This is a genomic window from Dorea acetigenes (assembly GCF_025567385.1).
GTDB lineage: Bacteria > Bacillota > Clostridia > Lachnospirales > Lachnospiraceae > Claveliimonas > Claveliimonas acetigenes.
Window position 1 is genome coordinate 1 of record NZ_JAOQJU010000020.1, and the last position, 17,653, is coordinate 17,653.

Here is a 17,653-nt window from a genome sequence, read left to right on the forward strand (position 1 = left end):
CAACCTGCTGAGCTTTGCTCAGTTTGAAGCGGAATGGCGCTCCGTTCCTCTGGAACGGATGCGCAGTTCTTGCGGAATATGCACCCTACCTCTGATTTTATTGTCAATTCTAAATATTTTAAAATTTGCTGAATTTCATTAAAATAATAATCTTTTTACACAAAAAAGCAAAAAGAAAGAACTGTCGTAAATTAACAGTTCTCTCTCCGGTATCTTTATTTATTTTTTGTATTTCTCCAAAAAGCGCATAATAATAATTGCGCATTCTGCACGGCTCGTATTGCCCTGCGGGTCAAGACGCCAGGAGTTGTCTTCATTTTCTTTTCCTTCAATGATTCCATTTCCTACTGCCCACTTCATAGCGTCTTCTGCGAATTCTGATACCTTTCCGGCATCCGTAAATTTACTGATGTCTGTCGGTTCTCCGGATTCATACTTCATATAATTCGCATAGCGGTACATCATGGTTACCATCTGCTCACGGGTAATCGGATCATTCGTTCCAAAATAGCCGGAGTCTGTATATCCGGTAACAACTTTCGCCTCTGCCGCCCAGAGAACTGCCGTTGAATAGAACTGTCCATCCGGTACATCCGGGAACCTGTTCGTATAAGCTACATCCGATTTTCCTTCAATTCTGTGAAGGATGGTTGCAAACTGCGCACGTACCAGCGTTGCGTATGGAGCGAAATGTGTAGGATCTGTACCCGTCATAGTTCCTGCAAAGTAGTTGTAGTATGCTCCATCGTAGAACCAGTCACCTTCTGCCACGTCTACATATGGAAGTCCTACCGGCGTGTCCGGTTCCGGCTCCGGGTCGGGAACGGGTTCCGGTTCCTTTCCTTTTTGCACGTTGAATTTCACAACATTGCTGCCACTGTAGCTAAAAGAATTGCAGCCATATACACAGACCTCATAATACCCCTCCGGAAGTGTAATTTGATAGAAAGTATCCTGCAGATTCCATACTTCCTTGTAAGTATGCATCTGTCCCGGTGAACCTGTTTCAATATTTACATTATATGTATTCGCATTTTTCCCTTTTGTCCAACTAAATGTTGTAGGCTCGGTACTGCTTCCCGGTGTAACAGAAAGTGTACTGGCTTCCGCCTTTGCAGCCGGATACAGAGCCATCTGCTGCGCCGCACTATTATTATAAGTCCAAATCTGCACATTCGTCCCTATAGCGCTTCCATTATTAGATACATCAAGCACGGCGTCCGAGCATTGGGGTTTCAGGATATATTCTCCACTCCACGGCCCGTATATATACCACTTCTGCGCTCCGTTGTTATCTCCCCATTTTGTACACAAACCGACATTTGTTCCCGAAGCGCTTGCCGCATTGTTTACATCTAGGACCTTAGTGCTGTCTTTACAGTTATAAATAACATATGATCCATCTGACTGCCGGACGAAATGCCACACATCGGAACCATCTGCCTGTCCCGCAGCTACCAGCTGAACATTGTTATCTACAGCGCCCAGGTGATTCCACGTACTATTTTTTATTAAATGAGCATAAACATCATCGCCAATATTTACCGGAGTCATGGAACTGTACCATTTGGGTGCATTCCCAAGATAAACAAATCCTTTTAAGGTCTGTGTCCCGCCTGAACGGGTAGAACCTACTGTACTTGAAATTGTAATCTCTCCAATACCGCCGGTACCCAGGCAGTCTGTCCTACCACCCTCCAGCACATGCATCGTCCCATTAGAATTCACATAATCCACATATCCCACATGTCCCAAGTCTGAATCTGTCCACACGGCAAGGCAATTGGCAACCGCCGTACTACCGACGGAATATCCTGCATTTCTCGCATTGTCATACCACTGCCCTCCATTCCCCAGACCGGGCAGGGCAATGCCGGTTCTTTCATAGGTAAGCTTCCACGCATACCAGGTACATCTCCTGGTTGTAACGCCATTAATTGTCTGCCATTCCGGATAGGGATTGGACGCCGCCTTTGTCACCATAACATTTCCCAAAATGATTGCCATACAAAGGCAAATCGCCAATATCCTTTTCCAAACTCTTTTTCCCATAATGTTTCCTCACTATATTGTCGCAATATCAATCAAGGTCAGCTTCTTAATATCCGTATTCTCAAGACTGGTAATCAATGCCTTCGCCGTATCAATGGCAGTCAGCACATTTACTCCTGTCTCAATGGCATTCCTGCGGATGACAAAACCGTCTCTGGAACGATCTGCTCCCTGCGGAGGCGTGTCAATAACCAAATCTATCTTGTGTCCCAGGATCAGATCCATCAGGTTCGGAGATTCCTGTTCGATCTTATTTACTGCAATTGCCTTTACGCCGCCCTCTTTCAGCGCTTCTGCTGTACCTCTCGTAGCGAAAATCCGGTAGCCGATCTGTGTAAAACGACGTCCGATTTCCACTGCTTCCGGCTTGTCTTCATCCCTTACCGTCATAATCATATTCTTATGTTTAGGCAGCTGAATCCCTGCCCCAAGGAATGCCTTATAGAGCGCTTCATCAAAGGTTCTTGCAATACCCAGGCACTCACCGGTAGATTTCATCTCAGGGCCAAGGCTGATATCTGCTCCACGAATTTTTTCAAAAGAGAATACCGGCATCTTAATTGCAAAATAATCGGCTTCCTTCTGCAGTCCCGGAGTATAGCCAAGTTCCTTAATCTTATGGCCGATGATTACTTTTGTTGCCAGCGGCACAATCGGGATACCTGTCACCTTGCTGATATATGGCACGGTACGGCTGGATCTCGGATTCACTTCAATTACGTACACTTCTTCGCCACATACGATAAACTGGATATTAATTAATCCAATTACGTGAAGAGACCGGGCAAGCTTCTTTGTATAATCTTCGATGGTACGCTTCGTCTTCTCAGAAATACTCTGCGCCGGATACACAGAAATACTGTCTCCGGAATGAATTCCGGCACGCTCAATATGCTCCATGATACCCGGAATAAGGATATCCTCTCCATCGCATACCGCATCTACTTCTATTTCCTTTCCCTGCAGATACTTATCTACCAGAATCGGATGGTCTTGTGCGATTCGGTTAATGATTCCGATAAATTCATCAATATCGTGATCGTTAATTGCAATTTGCATTCCCTGGCCGCCAAGTACATAGGAAGGTCTTACCAGAACCGGATACCCCAGACGGTTCGCTACCTCCTTCGCCTCTTCCGCTGTAAATACGGTTCCTCCTGTCGGTCTTGGAATTCCGCATTTTTCCAGGATTTCGTCAAACAATTCCCGGTCTTCCGCCGCATCTACATTTTCTGCTGATGTTCCCAGAATCGGCACGCCCATCTTCATAAGCGCCTCGGTCAGCTTAATCGCTGTCTGTCCGCCGAACTGCACCACCGCTCCATCCGGCTTTTCCAGATCTACAATGCTTTCTACATCTTCCGGTGTCAGCGGCTCAAAATATAATTTATCTGCAATATCAAAGTCTGTACTTACCGTCTCCGGATTATTATTTACAATAATCGTCTCATATCCTTCTTTGGCAAATGTCCAGGTACAATGTACAGAACAGAAGTCAAACTCAATTCCCTGGCCGATACGGATCGGACCGGAGCCAAGCACCAGAACCTTCTTTTTATCATGGTTTTCTTCTGCTTCATTTTCACTTCCGAACACAGAATAATAATAGGGCGTCGCTGCTGCAAACTCTGCCGCACAAGTGTCTACCATTTTATAAGAAGCGGTAATGCCATATGCGTGCCGCATGTCATGGATCTGCCGCTCTGAATTCCCGGTAAGCTTCGCAATTACATGATCCGGGAATTCCATCCGCTTCGCTTCCTTTAAAAGTTCTTCCGAAAGCGGCGTATTCTGAAGTTTCTGCTCCATCTCAACGAGAATCGCAATCTTATCAATGAACCATAGATCAATTTTAGTAATATCATGGATTTTCTCGTAAGAAATTCCTTTCCTTATCGCCTCTGCAATCATCCAGATCCGGCGGTCATCTACAATCTCCAGCTTCTCCAGAAGTTCCTCTTCCGATAAGTCTGAGAAATCATAGGACATCAGGCTGTCTACGTGCTGCTCCAGAGAACGGATTGCCTTCATAAGCGCGCCTTCAAAGTTGTCGCAGATACTCATAACCTCTCCGGTTGCCTTCATCTGCGTCGTCAATGTACGCTTCGCACTGATGAATTTATCAAAAGGAAGCCTTGGAATCTTCACTACACAGTAATCCAGCATAGGCTCAAAGCTTGCATAAGTCTTCTGCGTAACTGCGTTCTTAATCTCATCCAAGGTATAGCCAAGGGCAATCTTCGCGGCAACCTTAGCAATCGGATAACCTGTCGCCTTAGATGCCAGCGCAGAAGAACGGCTGACACGGGGATTCACCTCAATTACACAATACTCAAAAGTTTCCGGATGAAGCGCATACTGTACGTTACATCCGCCGGTAATGTTCAGCTCACTGATAATATTCAGTGCGGAAGTCCGAAGCATCTGATATTCCTTATCCCCCAGCGTCTGGGATGGTGCGACAACAATACTGTCTCCCGTATGAACCCCTACCGGATCAATATTTTCCATATTACATACAGTAATACAATTTCCATTACTGTCACGCATCACTTCGTACTCGATTTCTTTCCATCCTGCGATACAGCGCTCGACCAGAACCTGTCCCACACGGGAAAGACGCAGACCGTTTTCCAGGATTTCCATTAACTGCCCCCGGTTATGGGCAATTCCGCCGCCGCTTCCGCCAAGGGTATAGGCAGGACGCAAAACCACCGGATAGCCAATACTCTCAGCAAAAGTGATTCCATCTTCTACATTCTCCACCACCAAGGATGCAGCACAAGGCTCGCCAATCTTCTCCATCGTCTTCTTGAACTCCAGACGGTCTTCTGCCTTCTTAATCGTCTCCGAAGTCGTTCCGATCAGCCGGACGTGATTCTCTTTTAAAAATCCTCTTTCATCCAGTTCCATTGCCAGATTCAGCGCCGCCTGGCCGCCAAGGGTCGGCAGCACACTGTCCGGCCGTTCCTTCAGAATAAGCTGCTCCACCACTTCTACCGTCAATGGCTCAATATAAACACGGTCTGCAATATCCTTATCCGTCATAATGGTTGCCGGATTGGAATTGAGAAGGACAACTTCCAGGCCTTCCTCCTTCAAGGAACGACATGCCTGTGTTCCTGCATAATCAAATTCCGCCGCCTGACCGATAACGATAGGACCGGAACCAATCACCAATACTTTCTTGATTTCTTTATTCCTAGGCATTATTTAGCTCCTTTCATCATATCCATAAATCTGTCAAACAAGTAACCTGAATCCTGTGGTCCCGGACATGCTTCCGGATGGAACTGCACCGTAAAAATATTTTTCCCCACATAGGAAAGACCTTCGTTCGTTCCGTCGTTCACATTTACAAACGCTTCTCTTGCTACTGCCGGATCCATGCTGGCTCCATCTACCGCATACCCATGGTTCTGTGAAGAAATATAAACGCGGTTATTGCTTAAATCCTTCACAGGATGATTTCCACCCCGGTGTCCATATTTTAACTTATAAGTCTTACCGCCATTGGCAAGAGCCATCAGCTGATGTCCCAAGCAGATCGCAAAAATGGGAATATTCGTGTCATATAATTTCTTGATTTCTTTGATGATAGATACGCATGTTTCCGGATCACCAGGCCCATTCGATAACATAATTCCGTCCGGATCTGATGCAATGACTTCTTCGGCGGCTGTGTGTGCCGGATAAACGGTAACTTCACACCCTCTTTGATTTAAAGATTTGGCAATGTTATTCTTTGCTCCAAAATCCATCAGCGCAACTCTTGGCCCATTGCCTTCTAAGACATATTTTTCTTCACAAGTCACTTTTGATACCACATCTCCGACTTTATATGCCTGAAGTTTTGGCAGAATTTCTTCCAGATTGTAATTCTCATTTGTGGTAATCATACCATTCATCGTACCCTTTTCCCTCAATATCTTTGTAAGAGCACGGGTATCGATCCCCGCAATTCCCGGAATATCCTGCTTTTTTAGAAAATCCTGAATCGTACCTTCACACCGGAAATTACTCGGCATCCTGGACAATTCTCTTACAATATATCCATCCGGCCAAGCTTTTTTGGATTCCATATCCGGTGTAATTCCATAATTACCAATTAACGGATAAGTCATAACCACAGCCTGTCCGGCATAAGAAGGGTCAGTCAACACCTCTAAATATCCTGTCATTGAGGTGTTAAAAACAATTTCACTAATCATATCCTTTTCTGAACCAATACTGGTTCCGGAAAAAACAGTCCCGTCTTCTAGTATTAGAAATGCTCTCATATATTCACCTTATCCCTTCAATAAATTTCCTTAAAAAAGGCAGTATGTGCTCCCACAACTGCCCCTTTGCATTTACATTCCTCGCAATTCATGTCTCCACAAATTGAAATGATTATACTACATTTTGGTATAATTTACAACTGCAAATCTATATTTTCCATGCACAGACTTTCTTATTCATACTTCCAGTAAATTGTAATTTTACAAAGCTCCGGATTGTCCTGATAATAATACTCCGCCTGCATAAGTCCGTACATCCTGCAAAGGTTCTGTGCCGCCCGCCCCACCAGGTCGTTAAGCACCCCGTCTTTCGCCTGCTCATATACCTCTTCAGATGCAAATTTTAAAGTCACCGGGTTTCCCTTACTTCCAATCACTTCATTCATGGCGTTCAGGATAGTTTCTTCATCATAAGAATCATAATACATGCCATTTACCACGTAATAATTCCACTTTATATTCGTGCAAGCAGGGACTTCTATCCCATCATCCAGAGTATGAGTTTTAAATATCTCACTGTCTCCACAGCACATATAATCATAATTAATATTCTCCCACTCCGGTACATCCGTTCCTTCCGCCTGCCTGTATACCGGATCACCCCATGTGGTATCTACATAGTAATATTCTCCCTCGCACCGAACCAGGTTCCAGGCATGTGACCCGCTGCCTTCCACCGTACCAGTCACGTAAGTACAGAACACTCCCAACTGTTCCAGAAGGTACTGGGTTGCCCTGGCATACCCGGCGCAGACTGAGCGTCCGCCTACAAACACGCTGTATATATTCTGGTTCTCTGCTGCTGTCTCATCATACTCTACTGTATCCACAATATACTCATATACATATAATATCTTCTCGTAATCAGAAGCTGCATAAGAAATCCCTTCCAGACATTCATTCACCTTCGCTTCAATCTGCGCTCTTCGCTGCTGCCGCTCCTGGGGCGTCCCCGCATAAACCGGTGTAAGAATTGTATATCCTTCATTCCGATAAGCCGATGCACTTCCGCTCCCATCACACCAGAACAGTTCCGGAAAGTCCTTTATAATATATAGAAACAATTGGTTGACCCGGTCCGCATCACTGCTGTGTACATATATTTCCTCCGCTTCATCCTTCACTCCCTGAAGAATCTCCTTATAACAGCTTTTTTCATTTTCAGAAAGCTGCTGATAATAAAATTTATCCTCAAGGCTTCCCTCATGGACAGTCACCTTCTGAAATGGCACTGTCTCCTGTTCCTCCTTCACCTCTGACTGCTCTGTTATTTCCTGTGTCCACGGAAGCTTTTGTATCCACGCTTCCATCTGCCCCCAGGGAATTCTGCTAATCCAGGACATTCCCTGTATCCCGATAAGCAGTACACAGCCAATTGCCAATATAATACTCAAAAAAGCGGTCACACAGCCCCGCTGCTTTCTGCCGTTCTGCCGTCTTCCCACATCTGTCTCCTTTTCCAATTTAATAATACCGCTGCTTTCATTATATGTAATATATCCCATTTTCACAATATAAATTTCACAGCATACAATAATTGTAATAGAAATCTACGAGGTCACTATATGAATGCAACCAATCCTTCTCTCCGGGATACTCCGGACAAAGGGCGCCTGCAGATTAATATTGTTTCGGAGATAACCGCTTTCCCTGTTGCAGACGCAACCATCAACATTTCTTACACCGGCGTTCCGGAAAGCCAGTTGGAACAGCTCACCACTGACAGCTCCGGTCAGACAGAAACCATCGAATTGGACGCCCCTCCTTTAGAGTACAGTCTAAATCCCGAAAATGAAATACAGCCTTACGCCGAGTATACGCTTCAGATCTCTGCTCCCGGCTTTGAACCTGTCACAATCGCCGGAACGGAAATCCTCTCAGACGTTACCGCCTTACAAAATGTACAGCTCCGCCCTTCGGATGAAACCGGCATGGATGAGGAAACCTTTGTAATCCCTGCGCATACTCTATATGGAAATTACCCGGAAAAAATCCCGGAAGATGAGATTAAGCCGACACGGGAAACAGGTGAAATCGTTCTAAGCCGCGTAGTTGTCCCGGAATACATCGTAGTACATGACGGCAGCCCCCGTGACAGCACGGCGCAGAATTACTACGTCAAATATAAGGATTATATCAAAAATGTGGCGTCCAGTGAGATTTACGCCACCTGGCCAGCCGACACGATCCGGGCAAATGTCCTTGCCATCATGTCCTTTACCTTAAACCGGGTATATACGGAATGGTACAGGAACCAGGGCTATGATTTCACCATCACTTCCTCTACTGCCTTTGACCATAAATGGATACCGGAACGGAATTTCTATGACACCATTTCTGTCATCGTAGACGAACTGTTCGCTTCCTACCTGTCACGTCCGAATGTCCGTCAGCCTATCCTCACCCAGTATTGCGACGGCAGACGAGTGCAATGCCCGAACTGGATGACCCAGTGGGGATCCATGTCCCTGGGAGAACAAGGCTATACGCCCATCGAAATCCTGCGCTACTATTATGGCGATGATATGTACATCAACACCGCCGAGGCAATCTCCGGCATTCCTTCTTCCTGGCCGGGATATAACCTGGAGCGGGGTTCCACCGGGCAAAAGGTGCTTCAGATGCAGGAGCAGCTAAATGTTATTGCCGGAGCATACCCTGCCATTCCGAAAATCACCGCTGATGGAATCTATGGTCCTGCAACAGAAGCATCTGTAAGAAAATTTCAATCTGTTTTCGGGCTTCCGCAAACCGGAATCACAGACTATAAAACCTGGTATAAAATATCTGAAATATATGTAGGAGTCTCAAGAATCGCAGAACTGGTATAACCAGGCATTTGTCCTGATAAAGGAAGAATGGGAAAAGGTTTCTTAGCCTTTTCCCATCCGAAGAATTGCCAGCGAAAGCATAATATTCAACCTATTCTCATTCGCGGTAATATCACATTTTAAAATCTCTCTGACTGCATTCATTTTGTACTTCAAAGTATTTTTATGAAAAAAAAGGTGTTCCGCAGTCCTCGTCAAATTACACTCACATTGAAAAAAAGCATCCAGAAGTTTCAGATAATCTGTTCCATTCTTCCTATCATACTCGATAAGCTTCCCCAGCGTTTTTTCAACAAATGCCTGATATATCTGTTCGTCTTTTCTGTCTGCAAGTATTTGGTAGACGCCGATTTCTTCATAGCATAAAATCCTGCCTGCCGTCACAGTTCCTATAAGACCGTAATCTGCATAGATTTCCTTATAAAGCCTATTTAACTCCACCGCCATTTTTATCTCCTGCCCTTCTGTCACTCTTTTTGCATTCTACCACATCTTCTGCTTTCCCACTTTATCCCGAGGGGACAATTTTTCACTTTTTTTCTGTCAAGGATGAACATAGAAAACCTCTTCACCCTGTGTTACAGTATTATCGGAAACAAAATTAAGAGTTCTTACAACCCCGATTTAATGTTTCCGATTGCAAAACTCTAGATTGCAAAAGAACCAGGGCTTGATACACCCTGGTTCTTTTGTTATATCTGAACTTAAAACTCTAAATCACTTTAAAACCTTGCGCCCGGTTCAGTACTGCATCTCTTATGAATGTAAACACTGAAACATTGAAATATAAATACCCCGATATCAGTATCGGCAATTTTCTATCCGGATGTCTACTTTTATTCTCAGTTTCTATATCAGCCTATGCCAGTATTGGTTTCAGAGCTTCTGCCAGTTTATCCTTCTGAGCCTGTGCCTCTGCCAGGTCTTTTCCCAATGTCGTAAAGTATGTCTTAATCTTTGGCTCTGTACCGGACGGACGAACGATAACCGCTGCTCCGCCTTCCAGATCATAAATCAGGACATTCGCCGCCGGAAGTCCTGTCTCTTCCGGTTTCTTAAAGTCTGTAACTTTCACTACCGTATAACCGCCAATCTCTGTCGGCGGATTCTTACGCAACTCTTCCATAATTCCTGCCATCTTATCCATACCGGACAGACCCGGGAACTCAAAGCTGTCAACCTTATTCAGGTAACGTCCGTACTGTGCATAAATCTCTTCCAGGCGCTGCTTAATGGAAGAACCGATACTGCGGTAGTATGCTGCCATCTCACAAATTAACATAGAACCGATAATCGCATCTTTATCACGTACATATGGTCCTGCCAGGTAGCCATAGCTTTCCTCAAATCCAAAGATAAAGCGGTCTACTTCTCCCGCCGCCTCCAGAGTGGCAATCTGGTCTCCAATCCACTTGAAGCCGGTCAGAACACTTCTGAGTTCTACACCATAATGTGCAGCTACCGCATCTGCAAGCGGCGTGGATACGATAGATTTTACTGCAACCGGATTCTCCGGCATCGTGCCATTCTCAATCCGGCCCGCACAGATATAATCTAACAGAAGGACTCCAACCTCATTGCCGGATACCAGCTCATAGGAGCCATCCGGGCACTTAATTGCAATACCTACACGGTCAGCATCCGGATCGGTAGCCAACATCAGATCCGCTCCTGACTTCTCTGCCAGTTCAAGACCTAATTTCAATGCCTCGAAAATCTCCGGGTTCGGATATGGGCATGTAGGGAAGTTGCCGTCCGGATACTGCTGCTCCGGAACAATCGTAATATCATCAATACCAATGTCATTCAGAACACGGGTAACCGGAACCAGGCCGCTGCCGTTAAGCGGAGAATATACTAACTTCAGCCCCGCCGTCTTGCAAAGTCCCGGGCGGACGCTGCGCGCTTCAATCGCAGCGTAAAGAGCTTCTTTACAATCATCTCCCACATAGGCGATCAGACCTGCTTCCATTCCCTCTTCAAAGCTCATCATCTTAGCACCTTCAAGGATATCTGTCTTCTGAATCTCTGCATACACAATATCTGCTGCCTCATCCGTCATCTGGCAGCCGTCCGGGCCATATGCCTTATATCCGTTGTATTTTGCCGGGTTATGAGACGCCGTAACCATAATGCCGGCATTTGCCTCATAATAACGGGTTGCAAAACTCAACGCCGGAACCGGCATAAGAGCGTCGTAAATGCGGACTTTAATCCCATTTGCCGCAAGAACACACGCTGCTGTCTTAGCAAACACATCACTCTTAATACGGCTGTCATAACTGATTGCAACCAGTTGATTGCCTCCCTGTGTTTTCACCCAGTTTGCCAGTCCCTGCGTTGCCTGGCGTACAACATAAATATTCATACGGTTGGAACCGGCGCCCAGCACACCTCTGAGGCCTGCAGTACCAAACTTCAGAGAAACCGCGAACCGTTCCTTAATCTCTTCTTCCTTACCGGCGATTTCCTTCAGTTCTGCTGTCAGGTCAGCATCCTCCAGGTCAGCATCAGCCCAGCGTTTGTAGTCGTCCATGTACATCGTTACTCACCTATCCTTTAATCATTATAGAAGGTATTTCCATAAATATATACCTATGTTTAATTTTAAATAATTTAGAGACAGGTGTCAATCTATTCTTGTTAATATTCCACACTTTATAACAATTCCTTCCGTAAAATCCTGTCAATTTATTACAATTACAGAAACAGAACTTCTAATGCATTCTCTACCGCCTTTTTATAACTCATTTTTTTAACACCGACCGTCGCCACAATAGCCACACTTCCTATTTTCGTCCCATTGATAGAATAGACAACTTCTCCCACCTTATCTCCTTCTTTAACTGGAGCAGCCACATCACCCTGCGTAATGATCTTTTTTTCTATCTTACTTAAATCCGCCCCTTCCACATCAATATACTGAAATGGTTCCGCCTGTTTTACCGGAACTTCCTTTTCTTCACCTGATGCAACCGGGACCGGGTCAAGCCGTCCGCTTCCATCATCTATGTATTTCATACATTTGCCAAACCCATAATCCAAAAGAGTTCTGGCATCCTGAAACCGCATCTTAGAATCCGGCGCAGCCATGATAACCGCAATCAAATCTATATCGTTTTTCCTGGCAGTAGCAGAGACACAGAATTTCGCCTCTCCGGTAGACCCTGTTTTCAATCCGGTCGTATACTCATACTGCCGTACCAACTTATTGGTATTCGCAAGTCCGAATTCACTGGAACCTTTATTTGTCGTATGTGTAATATTTTCCATCCAAATCATAGAATAGTTTTCAATCTGCGGATATTTGGTAACCATTTCCTGCGACATAAGCGCAATGTCCCTTGCTGTCGTCAGATGTCCTTCCGTGTCCAGCCCACAGCAGTTTACAAAATGCGTATGCTCCATTCCAAGTCCGGCCGCACGTTCGTTCATATGATTTACAAATTCTTCCTCGCTGCCCCACACATACTCTGCCATCGCCACACAGGCGTCGTTAGCGCTGGCAACCGCAATACACTTTATCATTGTTTCTACCGTCTGCGTCTCTCCGGCTTCCAGAAACACCTGAGAACCACCCATGGATGCCGCATGTTCGGAGGTTGTCACCTCATCCTCCAGTCCGATTTTTCCTTCTTCAAGTGCATCAAAGATCAGTAAAAGCGTCATGATCTTGGTAACACTTGCCGGCGGACGCTGAGTGTCGGCATCTTTCTCGTAAATGACAGTTCCGGTAGAAGCCTCCATTAAAATAGCAGACGGTGCGGATATCTCTACCCCTCCCGTCTGCTTCTCTTCTGTACTTTCTTCCACGTTCCCTTCTATCGTTTCTTGCTCTGTTGTCTCTTCTTCATATGCGATTCCATAATTATCTGCTGCCATTACAGGTTGCGCACACAGCATTACACAAAGTATCAGTGCCAGAAAACGTCTCATCGGCAACTCTCCATACCGTATCGATTACTACTAGTGTAATATGATGTTTAAGAAAATATGACTGGCATATCCATTTTCGTTGTGATAAGATAAAAAACAGTATATTCGTGAAAGAGGTTTTACATATGAATAAAAAAGAAATATTAGAAATCCGTAAGCAATTCAGCCCACAGAACTGTGCCATCACCCGCATCTGCGGATGTTACGTTGATGGCGACAAGGAAAAAAAGCTGGAATTTAAAGAAGCATTCCTGTCTCTTCCTGAGGAAGAAGAATTTAAATACTTCGACATTTTCAAAAAAACCCTGTCCGGCACCGTAGGGAAGAATCTCCTCAACATGGGATTTCCGTTAGATCAGGAATTCAAAGGAGGCACACAAGATTTCCTATTACAGCTTAAAAACAGCAAGCTGACCGACGATATCCTTCTGTCGGAATTCTACGATAAAGTAGTAGAGAGCTATGATTTTGGAGAACATTATCTGATTCTCCTCATTCATGCCGCCTACGATGTCCCCGGGCGTGCATCCGACGGGATGGAGATGTTTGATGCATCTGACACTGTGTACGACTTTATCTTGTGCAGTATCTGTCCTGTAAGTCTCTCAAAGGCGGGCCTTTGCTATAATGCAGAGAAAAATGCAATCGAAGACCGCATCCGCGACTGGATCGTAGGAGAACCTGCCACAGGCTTTTTATTCCCCGCTTTCAATGACAGGAGCAGCGACCTTCACAACCTGCTCTACTATTCTAAAAAGCCTGAGGAACTTCAGGATTATTTTGTAGAACAAGTCTTAGGCTGCAATGAAGTCATGTCCGCAGGTACACAGAAGGATTCCTTCCATACAATCCTCAGTGATACCCTGGGAGAAAGCTGTAATTATGAAATAGTGAAATCTATCCATGAAAACCTGAATGAGATGATAGAAGAAAATAAAGAAAGTCTGGATTCTTTCGCCCTGGATAAAAAAGATATGCGCCGTCTCCTATCCGTAAGCGGCGTGGCGGAAGAAAATCTGGAGTCCTTTGATAAAGATTATGATGAAGCTGTTGGAGAAAAGAGCACGCTCCTTGTCTCCAACATCGCAAGCACACGAAAATTCAACATCAAAACTCCGGAGATTGTAATCAATGTAAATCCGGAACGGGCAGACCTGGTAGAAATCAGAGAAATCGACGGTAGAAAATGCCTTGTCATTCCTGTTGACAGCGAAGTGGAGGTCAACGGAATAAACGTGAAATCCTAATACCCGATGGCCTCTTCCCGGGTCATCCAGAAATGGATTCCCGTAGTGGAATCCATCCACCGGTCTTCATTGAAATCCTTCACTTCTACCCACTGCCCTTTCCGGTACACAAAGTTTTCATCTACCAGAGACCAAGCTTCATCAAATTCCTCTGTAGAATCAAAACTCTTAATGGTAAGCACCTTTGCTTTATTACATCTGCAGGAAGGCAGGGTCGCCGATGTACGCTTGGCATCTGCCGGAATCAGAAGCTGTACCAGCCGGTCGTTGACACATTTCTTGTAGCCAAGGATCGGTCCGGTCTCCGGGCAGTGCATCCGAAACCACTGCGTATTCTCATCTGACACAATATCGTCCAATACCGCATGCTCCAGTACTGCCGCAAAAAGATTGGCACCTTTGATATTGCAGCCAGTCATATCACACCCCCTCATACACGCCCCATACAGATTCGCATTTTCAAAAATCACTTTTCTGAGAGAGCACCCATCCAAACCAGCATTCATAATACTGGATCCTGTAAGGTCCGCTCCGTCAAAAACCACATTTTGAAACATACATAAATCAAATTTAATATAAGAAAGATCCTTTCTCGACAGATCCATATCGTCAAACTCCAGATCGGATAGATCCAACACCTCTCCACGGACACGCCCTTTCAATCTTTCTTCCAGTTCTTCTTTGCTTAATTTATACAAATAACTCACCCCAATCCGCTTTATAAATCAACAATTCTTGGTCTGTGATGTGTGTAGGGAAGGAACTTTTTAAGGAGATCCCGGGTTTTAAACTTCAGGTGGGTAGTATTGATTCCTGTATTACATACAAACCATTCCTGCTCTGCCACTTCCTTATCAATAATTAATTGAACATAATCATCCTTGTCATTCAAAAGCCCTACCACACTGGCAGAACCCGGTTTCGTCCCCAGATGCTCCCACATATGTTCCGGTGAGGCAAAAGACATATGGGAGACTCCCAGCTTTTTACTGAAAGAAGCGGTATCAAACGCCTTTTCCTCCGGCATTACAAGCAGAAAGAAGCTGGTCTTCTTCTGATTACACAAAAATACATCCTTTCTCACAGGTGCACCCAATACTTTTCCGATATCCGAGCACTCCTCCATAGAAGATGCCGGTTCATTATCCACCCGCCAGAATGGTATGCCCAGCTTCGTAAACACTTTATATACTTCCTGTTCCAGCGGAACACGTTCTTTTACATCGTCCGGAACAGTCGTTACAATATCACTTATATACATAGGTATTCCCTCCGACTTCATTTTGTTTTATAATGGTTATTATAATTCAATCCTATAAAAAAGAAAAGAGGTACACACGAATGAAATATATTTTGGCATCCGCCTCCCCAAGAAGAAAAGAATTACTGTCCCTTGCCGGATTTGACTTTGAAGTTATCCCTTCCGGCATAGAAGAAAAAATCACAAAAACCATACCCTCCGAAGTTGTCATAGAGCTTGCACTGCAAAAAGCGGAAGATGTCTATCTCTGCCACACAGAAAATAATTGTACCATCATCGGAGCCGATACAGTAGTTGCATACCGGGACGAAATCCTTGGCAAGCCCAAAGATGAAAACGACGCTTTCGACATGCTATCCATGCTGTCCGACCGCACGCACCAGGTATATACCGGAGTTGCCCTGATTACCACCGAAAAAGGCATAAAGCACACCCGTACCTTTGCGGTTCGTACTGACGTAACCTTTTATCCTCTCTCACGGCAGGAGATTGAGGCATATATCGAAACAAAAGACCCTATGGACAAGGCTGGAGCCTATGGCATCCAGGGACCTTTTGCCGTCCATGTAAAGGAAATCCACGGTGATTATAATAACGTAGTAGGGCTGCCAATCTCCCGCCTGTATCAGGAAATGAAAAAGACGCTCACACCGAAATGTAAACGTCTTGTATTTGAATAATATTCTATGCTGCCTGTGCTTTTTTTACGGCTTCTTCGATAGCTGCCTTCATAATCTCTACTACCTGATCCACGTCTTCCTTGGTAGCGGTAAGAGGCGGAATCATTCTATTGATATTGTCACCAATTGCTGTAATTAAAGCATGGCGCTTAAATGTATTCCATTTTACATCCATAGCAATTGGGATGTCATATTCACATCCTACCAGCAGACCGCGTCCTCTTGCTTCTACCACATGCGGAAGCTTTGCCAGCTTCTCTACAAAATAGGCTCCCACTTCTTTTGCATTTTCACTCAAGTGGTTATCTAAAATCTCAGACACAGAAGCAAGTGCTGCTGCACATGCAACCGGATGTCCGCCGTAAGTAGATCCATGTGTTCCGGCACCAAGAGCTGCCGCCACTTCTTTCCTTGCACAGCATGCTCCAATCGGCATTCCGCCTCCCATAGCCTTCGCCATAGAAACAGCGTCCGGTTTTACACCATATCCCATATATGCCATCGGAGCGCCTGTACGTCCCCATCCGGTCTGAACTTCATCAAGAAGCAAAAGCATATCATTGTCATCACAAAGCTTCCTGAGTCCTTCCATAAATTCCTGTGTTGCCGGATGAACTCCGCCTTCGCCCTGTACGGGCTCTATCATAATTGCGATTGTATTCTTTGTAACCTTGGATACAAAATCTTCCAAGTTGTTATATTCTGCATAAACAAATCCGGGAACCATCGGTCCAAAACCTTTGTGGATTGCAGAATCCGGCTGTCCTGTTGCAGACATAGAACCAAATGTTCTTCCATGGAACCCTTCTTTTGCGGTAATAATTTCATATCTGTCCGGTCCATAGTTGTCGATGCCGTACTTTCTTGCCATCTTAATCATACACTCGTTCGCTTCTGTTCCTGAATTCTGATAAAAGATCTTATCCATTCCAATGGTATCACAAATTTTCTTAGAAAGCAGCGCCTGAGGTACCGTATATGGATAATTAAACGTATGCATGATATCATCCATCTGATCCTTTACGGCCGCTACTACTTTGGGATTCCTGTTACCTGGACTATTTACAGCAACACCGCCGTAGAAATCCAGATATGCCTCTCCTTTTTCATCATACAGATACATTCCCTCTGCACGTTCTGCAATAAAGTCATATCTCGGATAGGTCTCCACCATATATTTTTTAACCATATCTTTTAATTCTTTGGCTGTCAGTCCAGTATCTTTCAGTTTCATATCTATCCCTCTCCTTTTTGTTAAAATAAAAAAAGGTGTCACGCATCTCATGCGTGGCACCCTTGCCTTCTACGGTTCATAGTATATACCCGGAAACTTCTCCCGTCAATACCTTTTTTGAAAATTTTTAAA

At 44.8% G+C, this 17,653-nt stretch carries 13 protein-coding genes; 3 read left to right on the plus strand and 10 right to left on the minus strand.

What is annotated here, in order from left to right; all coding sequences use genetic code 11:
* Positions 1 to 219: 219 nt before the first annotated feature.
* The 4 genes from OCV99_RS13090 to OCV99_RS13105 all read right to left on the minus strand — a co-directional run bounded on the left by OCV99_RS13090 (position 220) and on the right by OCV99_RS13105 (position 7,837).
* Positions 220 to 2,052 carry an RICIN domain-containing protein gene (locus OCV99_RS13090; RefSeq protein WP_158371148.1) on the minus strand — a complete coding sequence of 611 codons (1,833 nt, stop codon included), beginning with the start codon at positions 2,050 to 2,052 and terminating at the stop codon, positions 220 to 222.
* Positions 2,053 to 2,064: 12 nt separating this feature from the next.
* Positions 2,065 to 5,262 (minus strand): carbamoyl-phosphate synthase large subunit, encoded by a 3,198-nt coding sequence (gene carB, locus OCV99_RS13095; protein WP_158371150.1) that lies wholly within the window; start codon positions 5,260 to 5,262, stop codon positions 2,065 to 2,067.
* Positions 5,262 to 6,332 carry a carbamoyl phosphate synthase small subunit gene (locus tag OCV99_RS13100; RefSeq protein WP_158371151.1) on the minus strand — a complete coding sequence of 357 codons (1,071 nt, stop codon included), beginning with the start codon at positions 6,330 to 6,332 and terminating at the stop codon, positions 5,262 to 5,264. Before OCV99_RS13100 ends, carB begins: the two co-directional genes overlap by 1 nt.
* Before the next feature lie 173 nt (positions 6,333 to 6,505).
* Positions 6,506 to 7,837, minus strand: a complete 1,332-nt coding sequence (locus tag OCV99_RS13105) for a transglutaminase domain-containing protein (protein ID WP_158371153.1) — start codon at positions 7,835 to 7,837, stop codon at positions 6,506 to 6,508.
* 60 nt (positions 7,838 to 7,897) lie between these two features.
* Here OCV99_RS13105 and OCV99_RS13110 point away from each other — a divergent pair, with 60 nt between their 5' ends.
* Positions 7,898 to 9,163 carry a peptidoglycan-binding protein gene (locus OCV99_RS13110; protein WP_158371155.1) on the plus strand — a complete coding sequence of 422 codons (1,266 nt, stop codon included), beginning with the start codon at positions 7,898 to 7,900 and terminating at the stop codon, positions 9,161 to 9,163.
* Positions 9,164 to 9,205: 42 nt separating this feature from the next.
* On the opposite strand, the gene OCV99_RS13115 is transcribed toward OCV99_RS13110, so the two are convergent.
* The 3 genes from OCV99_RS13115 to OCV99_RS13125 all read right to left on the minus strand — a co-directional run bounded on the left by OCV99_RS13115 (position 9,206) and on the right by OCV99_RS13125 (position 13,099).
* Positions 9,206 to 9,610, minus strand: coding sequence for a helix-turn-helix domain-containing protein (locus tag OCV99_RS13115; protein WP_158371157.1), 405 nt, complete (start codon positions 9,608 to 9,610; stop codon positions 9,206 to 9,208).
* 412 nt (positions 9,611 to 10,022) lie between these two features.
* Positions 10,023 to 11,705 (minus strand): phospho-sugar mutase, encoded by a 1,683-nt coding sequence (locus OCV99_RS13120; RefSeq protein ID WP_158371158.1) that lies wholly within the window; start codon positions 11,703 to 11,705, stop codon positions 10,023 to 10,025.
* 158 nt (positions 11,706 to 11,863) lie between these two features.
* A complete protein-coding gene (locus OCV99_RS13125) occupies positions 11,864 to 13,099 on the minus strand; it encodes a D-alanyl-D-alanine carboxypeptidase family protein (protein ID WP_158371160.1) in 1,236 nt (411 codons plus the stop codon).
* A gap of 125 nt (positions 13,100 to 13,224) precedes the next feature.
* On the opposite strand from OCV99_RS13125, the gene OCV99_RS13130 reads away from it, so the two are divergent.
* Positions 13,225 to 14,346: a DUF4317 domain-containing protein gene (locus OCV99_RS13130; RefSeq protein WP_158371162.1), complete on the plus strand. Its 1,122-nt coding sequence runs from the start codon at positions 13,225 to 13,227 to the stop codon at positions 14,344 to 14,346.
* Here OCV99_RS13130 and OCV99_RS13135 read toward each other — a convergent pair.
* Both OCV99_RS13135 and OCV99_RS13140 read right to left on the minus strand, forming a co-directional pair.
* The gene (locus tag OCV99_RS13135; protein WP_334307874.1) at positions 14,343 to 15,053 is read right to left on the minus strand and encodes a pentapeptide repeat-containing protein; all 711 of its coding nucleotides are present in this window, start codon (positions 15,051 to 15,053) and stop codon (positions 14,343 to 14,345) included. The genes OCV99_RS13130 and OCV99_RS13135 overlap by 4 nt on opposite strands.
* Before the next feature lie 11 nt (positions 15,054 to 15,064).
* A complete protein-coding gene (locus tag OCV99_RS13140) occupies positions 15,065 to 15,607 on the minus strand; it encodes a prolyl-tRNA synthetase associated domain-containing protein (protein WP_158371165.1) in 543 nt (180 codons plus the stop codon).
* Positions 15,608 to 15,687: 80 nt separating this feature from the next.
* Between OCV99_RS13140 and OCV99_RS13145 the strand changes: the two genes are divergently transcribed.
* Positions 15,688 to 16,287 (plus strand): Maf family protein, encoded by a 600-nt coding sequence (locus tag OCV99_RS13145; protein WP_158371167.1) that lies wholly within the window; start codon positions 15,688 to 15,690, stop codon positions 16,285 to 16,287.
* A 4-nt stretch (positions 16,288 to 16,291) separates the two neighbouring features.
* Here OCV99_RS13145 and OCV99_RS13150 read toward each other — a convergent pair whose 3' ends face one another.
* Positions 16,292 to 17,521 carry an aspartate aminotransferase family protein gene (locus OCV99_RS13150; protein ID WP_158371169.1) on the minus strand — a complete coding sequence of 410 codons (1,230 nt, stop codon included), beginning with the start codon at positions 17,519 to 17,521 and terminating at the stop codon, positions 16,292 to 16,294.
* Positions 17,522 to 17,653 lie beyond the last annotated feature (132 nt).

Coding starts and splice junctions, on each gene's coding strand:
- OCV99_RS13120 (WP_158371158.1), bottom strand. CDS start 11,705: ATGTACATGGACGACTACAAACGCTGGGCTGATGCTGACCTGGAGGAT.
- OCV99_RS13140 (WP_158371165.1), bottom strand. CDS start 15,607: ATGTATATAAGTGATATTGTAACGACTGTTCCGGACGATGTAAAAGAA.
- OCV99_RS13125 (WP_158371160.1), bottom strand. CDS start 13,099: ATGAGACGTTTTCTGGCACTGATACTTTGTGTAATGCTGTGTGCGCAA.
- OCV99_RS13100 (WP_158371151.1), bottom strand. CDS start 6,332: ATGAGAGCATTTCTAATACTAGAAGACGGGACTGTTTTTTCCGGAACC.
- OCV99_RS13130 (WP_158371162.1), top strand. CDS start 13,225: ATGAATAAAAAAGAAATATTAGAAATCCGTAAGCAATTCAGCCCACAG.
- carB (WP_158371150.1), bottom strand. CDS start 5,262: ATGCCTAGGAATAAAGAAATCAAGAAAGTATTGGTGATTGGTTCCGGT.
- OCV99_RS13150 (WP_158371169.1), bottom strand. CDS start 17,521: ATGAAACTGAAAGATACTGGACTGACAGCCAAAGAATTAAAAGATATG.
- OCV99_RS13105 (WP_158371153.1), bottom strand. CDS start 7,837: ATGGGATATATTACATATAATGAAAGCAGCGGTATTATTAAATTGGAA.
- OCV99_RS13110 (WP_158371155.1), top strand. CDS start 7,898: ATGAATGCAACCAATCCTTCTCTCCGGGATACTCCGGACAAAGGGCGC.
- OCV99_RS13090 (WP_158371148.1), bottom strand. CDS start 2,052: ATGGGAAAAAGAGTTTGGAAAAGGATATTGGCGATTTGCCTTTGTATG.
- OCV99_RS13145 (WP_158371167.1), top strand. CDS start 15,688: ATGAAATATATTTTGGCATCCGCCTCCCCAAGAAGAAAAGAATTACTG.
- OCV99_RS13115 (WP_158371157.1), bottom strand. CDS start 9,610: ATGGCGGTGGAGTTAAATAGGCTTTATAAGGAAATCTATGCAGATTAC.